Origin of the sequence: Vibrio sp. MarTm2, assembly GCF_027587055.1 — a bacterium.
In the GTDB taxonomy this organism is placed as follows: domain Bacteria; phylum Pseudomonadota; class Gammaproteobacteria; order Enterobacterales; family Vibrionaceae; genus Vibrio; species Vibrio sinaloensis_D.
In genome coordinates this window covers 1-1448 of record NZ_JAPPTK010000037.1, presented here as the reverse complement: position 1 = coordinate 1448, position 1448 = coordinate 1, and the positions used below count along the sequence as shown (strand labels likewise).

The 1448-nt window shown below is 52.1% G+C and carries 1 rRNA gene; it reads right to left on the bottom strand.

Annotation, left to right across the window (positions count from 1 at the left end):
• Positions 1-83 precede the first annotated feature (83 nt).
• Positions 84-1448, bottom strand: a 23S ribosomal RNA gene (locus OH458_RS21900); the annotation flags it as partial.

Here is a 1448-nt window from a genome sequence, read left to right as displayed (position 1 = left end):
TAATTCGGAAAGCTGTTTGCGTTCTCTAAAACACAATCAAGTTAATTCTTGTATCGAGTCCATCAAAACCCTTTGGGTGTTGTATGGTTAAGCCTCACGGGCAATTAGTACAGGTTAGCTCAATGCCTCACAGCACTTACACACCCTGCCTATCAACGTTCTAGTCTCGAACAACCCTTTAGGACCCTCAAGGGGTCAGGGAAGACTCATCTCAGGGCTCGCTTCCCGCTTAGATGCTTTCAGCGGTTATCGATTCCGAACTTAGCTACCGGGCAATGCGTCTGGCGACACAACCCGAACACCAGAGGTTCGTCCACTCCGGTCCTCTCGTACTAGGAGCAGCCCCCTTCAATCTTCCAACGCCCACGGCAGATAGGGACCGAACTGTCTCACGACGTTCTAAACCCAGCTCGCGTACCACTTTAAATGGCGAACAGCCATACCCTTGGGACCGACTTCAGCCCCAGGATGTGATGAGCCGACATCGAGGTGCCAAACACCGCCGTCGATATGAACTCTTGGGCGGTATCAGCCTGTTATCCCCGGAGTACCTTTTATCCGTTGAGCGATGGCCCTTCCATTCAGAACCACCGGATCACTATGACCTGCTTTCGCACCTGCTCGAATTGTCATTCTCGCAGTCAAGCGGGCTTATGCCATTGCACTAACCTCACGATGTCCAACCGTGATTAGCCCACCTTCGTGCTCCTCCGTTACTCTTTGGGAGGAGACCGCCCCAGTCAAACTACCCACCAGGCACTGTCCGCAACCCCGATAAGGGGTCAACGTTAGAACATCAACACTACAAGGGTGGTATTTCAAGGACGGCTCCACCGATACTGGCGTACCGGGTTCAAAGCCTCCCACCTATCCTACACATGTAGGGTCAATGTTCAGTGCCAAGCTGTAGTAAAGGTTCACGGGGTCTTTCCGTCTAGCCGCGGGTACACTGCATCTTCACAGCGATTTCAATTTCACTGAGTCTCGGGTGGAGACAGCGTGGCCATCATTACGCCATTCGTGCAGGTCGGAACTTACCCGACAAGGAATTTCGCTACCTTAGGACCGTTATAGTTACGGCCGCCGTTTACCGGGGCTTCGATCAAGAGCTTCGTCCAAGGACTAACCCCATCAATTAACCTTCCGGCACCGGGCAGGCGTCACACCGTATACGTCATCTTACGATTTTGCACAGTGCTGTGTTTTTAATAAACAGTTGCAGCCACCTGGTATCTGCGACTCTCAATAGCTCCATCCGCAAGGGACTTCACCGTCAAGAGCGTACCTTCTCCCGAAGTTACGGTACCATTTTGCCTAGTTCCTTCACCCGAGTTCTCTCAAGCGCCTTGGTATTCTCTACCCGACCACCTGTGTCGGTTTGGGGTACGATTCCTTACAATCTGAAGCTTAGAGGCTTTTCCTGGAAGCATGGCATCAATGACTTCACA